This window comes from candidate division KSB1 bacterium, from assembly GCA_022562085.1.
Taxonomy (GTDB): Bacteria; Zhuqueibacterota; Zhuqueibacteria; order Oceanimicrobiales; family Oceanimicrobiaceae; genus Oceanimicrobium.
This window is the reverse complement of record JADFPY010000427.1, coordinates 1-3,422: the sequence shown is the minus strand read 5'-3', so window position 1 is coordinate 3,422 and position 3,422 is coordinate 1. Positions and strand designations below refer to the sequence as shown.

Genomic DNA, 3,422 nt, shown 5'->3' with positions numbered 1-3,422 from the left:
AAATATCTTTTTAGCCCCGTATTAACACTGATTTTCCCAGATTGTTAGGCTCCATTCTTAATCTGTCTAAAAGAAATCCGTGTTTCATCAGTGATTATCTGTGGCTAAAGTTCTATGTTCAAAGTAAAAACAGTTGCTTATTAAGCTCAGAATTTTTAAACTAAATTAATTTAAGATATCCTGAGAACCTGAGAAGTGAAATTCTGTCTTTTTTGGCAGGACTTGAAATCACAAATCGCAATTGCTAAATAACAAATAAAATCCAATGCCCAATTTTCGAAATCTCAACTAAAGACAAAAATCCCTTGATTGTAGCTGTTGTTTTGTTTGATTTGCAATTTGAGTTTTATCCCCGACTAAACTTGTCCCCGAATTCTTTAATCGGGGAACATTCGGGGACAAGCTTGGGATTTGTTATTTGATATTTGGGATTTCCGGCTTGTGTCCGGGTTAGGAGTAAGCGATGAAATTATTTGTCGGGACCAGCGGCTACAGTTACAAAGAATGGAAGGGACCCTTTTATCCGGAAGACCTGCCGGACAAGGAAATGCTCAATTATTACAGCAGCCAGCTTCCCGCAGTTGAAATCAACAACACGTTTTATAGATTGCCAAGTGCCAAAATGCTCGAAAACTGGCAGGAGCAGGTTCCTGAAAGTTTTCGGTTTGTCCTCAAAGCCTCCCGGAAGATTACTCACTTTAAAAAACTCAAGGAAACCGACGAAGAGACAAACTATCTATTTAAAACAGCCGCAACCTTAGGAGAACAGCTCGGCGTAATCTTAGTGCAACTACCGCCTTATTTACGCAAGGATATTGACCTACTACAGAATTTTCTTAAACTGATTCCGGATGGGAAGGCAACATTTGAGTTCCGCCACCACTCCTGGTTTGAAGAAGAGGTTTTTGAGAGCTTGCGTTCAAAGAATTGCGCCTTGAATTTCTCTGAAATGGGGGATAATTCTGAAATTAAAGTCGTCTCGACCGCCGATTGGGGCTACTTCAGACTTCGCCGCATGGATTACGATGATAAAGCGCTCAAAGATTGGCTGCAGCGGATTCAGGCTCAGGATTGGCAGAAGGTTTACGTGTTTTTCAAGCATGAAGATGAGGGGGCGGGACCCAAATTGGCTCGCCGGTTTTTAGAATTAGCTGGAGCTTAGGAGACAAATATGGATTTCGAGATTGCTGTTAAATTCAATATCTATGACACAATTGTTGAAACCACTAAAGCGCCGACTGTTGCGGAAGTTGCAAAAGTGTTGGATAGTTCGGTCGATGAAGTAAGGGAGGCTTTCAACAAACTTTGCGAGAAACGGTTGTTAGTTCTCGAAGCCGATTCCGATAAAATCAGAATGGCCCCGCCATTTTCGGGAGTCGAGACGCCCTTTCGTGTCAAAGTCGGCAGGAAATCGTATTTTGCAAATTGCGTTTGGGACGCCCTTGGGGTCGCTGCTGCGCTTCATGACGATGGCGATGTTGCGACCACCTGCGGAGATTGTGGAGAGGCGATGTCGCTCGAGGTACGCGATGGGGCTCCGGTGCCACAAGACTGTGCCATCCACTTTGCGGTGCCAGCGGCGCACTGGTGGGACGACATTGTTTACACCTGACAAACCATGCTTCTCTTCCGGTCGGAAGAGCACGTGAATAAGTGGTGCCGGGATCACAATGTTCCTCGGCGCCCGATTTTGACGTTACAGCAGATGTGGCAGTTAGCCGTGACCTGGTACGGAAATCGACTGACTGTGGATGCGCGGCGGCCGGCTCCCGACGACATGGTTAAAATTTTTGCTGACATCGGTTTGGAAGGTCCGTTTTGGGATCCTCAGTCCGATCAATGGACGAGCGGAACTTAGCGCTTGACTGGGAAGTCATCTTATACCCGTCTTTGCGAGGCGTTCCTTCGACAAGCTCAGGACAAGCCTTTGCCGAAGCAATCTCGAGCCTAGCCAATCAGGAGATTGCTTCGCTGAGAAACGCTCGCAAAGACAGAAAAAAATAAGTTTTCCTTCAGAGCTAACTTAGAAATATTTACAAAGTTATGTCTTCAAATAATTTTACTAATTTTCATAAGAAAGGACCGGTGGGCTGCCTCCTGATTCACGGGTTTACCGGCAGCCCAAACGAATGGCTGGACCTGGGCGAGGTTCTGGTCAAACAGAATTTTACGGTTTCTATTCCGACTTTGCCGGGACATGCCACCCATTCGGCGGATTTGTTTAATTACACCTGGCGCGACTGGTTTAATTGTGTGAAAGAAGCTTATGAGGAATTAAACAAAGTCTGCGAAGAAGTTTTCGTGTGTGGACTTTCAACCGGCGGGACACTCGCCCTGAATCTGGCAGCCCATCGGCCTGTTCAGGGGATTGTCGCTTTATCAACCGCGATTAAATTTCCAACCTGGCAAACAACGGCAATAAAATTTTTAAAGAGAGTCAAAAAGTACCGCTACAAACGAAACGGGGAGGATGTGCGGGACACATCCATGAAACCAAAACTGGCGAGTTATCAAAAATATCCGCTTTATGCTGCTGAACAATTCTTTCAGCTCGTGGACCATGTGCGAGGAGATTTGCCGGAAGTCACGCAGCCGATTTTGATTATGCACGCCAAAAATGATCACTCGGTTGCTTTTTCGAACTCTACAATCATATTTGATGAAATCGGCTCAACTGAAAAATTGAAGATTGACCTTGAGGAATCCTATCACATTATTACGGTCGATGTTGAGAAGGAGCGAGTCAAACAGGAAATGCTGAATTTCATTAAAACGCACTCTAAAATACTTCAGAGGAAGCCTGTTAAAGCTGCAAAACCTGCGAAGAAGAAAGTCAGGTGATTCCCTCTTCACCATTTTCTATTTCTTGCAGGGATTGAAATATGGCATTGTCTTGCGCTGACGACTATGCTGATGGGTGCGCCCCCGATTTGGCGGTTTTCGGAACATGCTGTACCGCGTCCTCTCCAGCGCAAAGTTGAACGAAGCTCCGCTGCGCTACGCAGTTTTTTCTTGATTAATCCCCACCCGGTGAGATACCTTCAATAGAGACATTATTCTTAACAATGGAGGTGTATGATTATACACTGACAACGATTATTTTTTGGCTGACTTTGCCTGCACTCATTTCACTCTTTTTTGAGCGTTTAAAAAGGCGTCAGCGTCTAGGATATTCCTTTTGATGACTTCGTTTTTCAAAATAGATTCATATTAACCTCTTTGCAGTGGGAAAAAAATCGTATCCTGCGAGGGAACAGTTGAGTTAGGATTTCTGAGCAAAAGCCCATGTGAATGATAAACTCAAAACTTCTGCGCCACCTATCCGAACTGTGAGATAAAAAATCGAAGCCCAAAATTTGCTCATTTTTGCTTTAGTCAGCAAATCGCTTTTGAATTTTAAATCCGCATCCTTCCGTTCCTTT

Annotated in this window: 4 protein-coding genes; all 4 read left to right on the top strand. The window is 44.6% G+C overall.

What is annotated here, in order from left to right; all coding sequences use genetic code 11:
• Positions 1–463: 463 nt before the first annotated feature.
• Complete coding sequence (locus tag IH879_21725) at positions 464–1,162, top strand: DUF72 domain-containing protein (GenBank protein MCH7677546.1); 699 nt, start codon at positions 464–466, stop codon at positions 1,160–1,162.
• A 9-nt stretch (positions 1,163–1,171) separates the two neighbouring features.
• A complete protein-coding gene (locus tag IH879_21720) occupies positions 1,172–1,612 on the top strand; it encodes a hypothetical protein (GenBank protein MCH7677545.1) in 441 nt (146 codons plus the stop codon).
• A gap of 33 nt (positions 1,613–1,645) precedes the next feature.
• Entirely contained in the window at positions 1,646–1,858 is a 213-nt protein-coding gene (locus tag IH879_21715; GenBank protein MCH7677544.1) for a hypothetical protein, read from the top strand.
• A 185-nt stretch (positions 1,859–2,043) separates the two neighbouring features.
• Positions 2,044–2,841 carry an alpha/beta fold hydrolase gene (locus IH879_21710; protein ID MCH7677543.1) on the top strand — a complete coding sequence of 266 codons (798 nt, stop codon included), beginning with the start codon at positions 2,044–2,046 and terminating at the stop codon, positions 2,839–2,841.
• Positions 2,842–3,422: the final 581 nt, after the last annotated feature.

What these genes read in the sequence shown, in the direction of transcription:
- IH879_21725 (MCH7677546.1), top strand. Translation starts at nt 464, where the DNA reads ATGAAATTATTTGTCGGGACCAGCGGCTACAGTTACAAAGAATGGAAG.
- IH879_21720 (MCH7677545.1), top strand. Translation starts at nt 1,172, where the DNA reads ATGGATTTCGAGATTGCTGTTAAATTCAATATCTATGACACAATTGTT.
- IH879_21710 (MCH7677543.1), top strand. Translation starts at nt 2,044, where the DNA reads ATGTCTTCAAATAATTTTACTAATTTTCATAAGAAAGGACCGGTGGGC.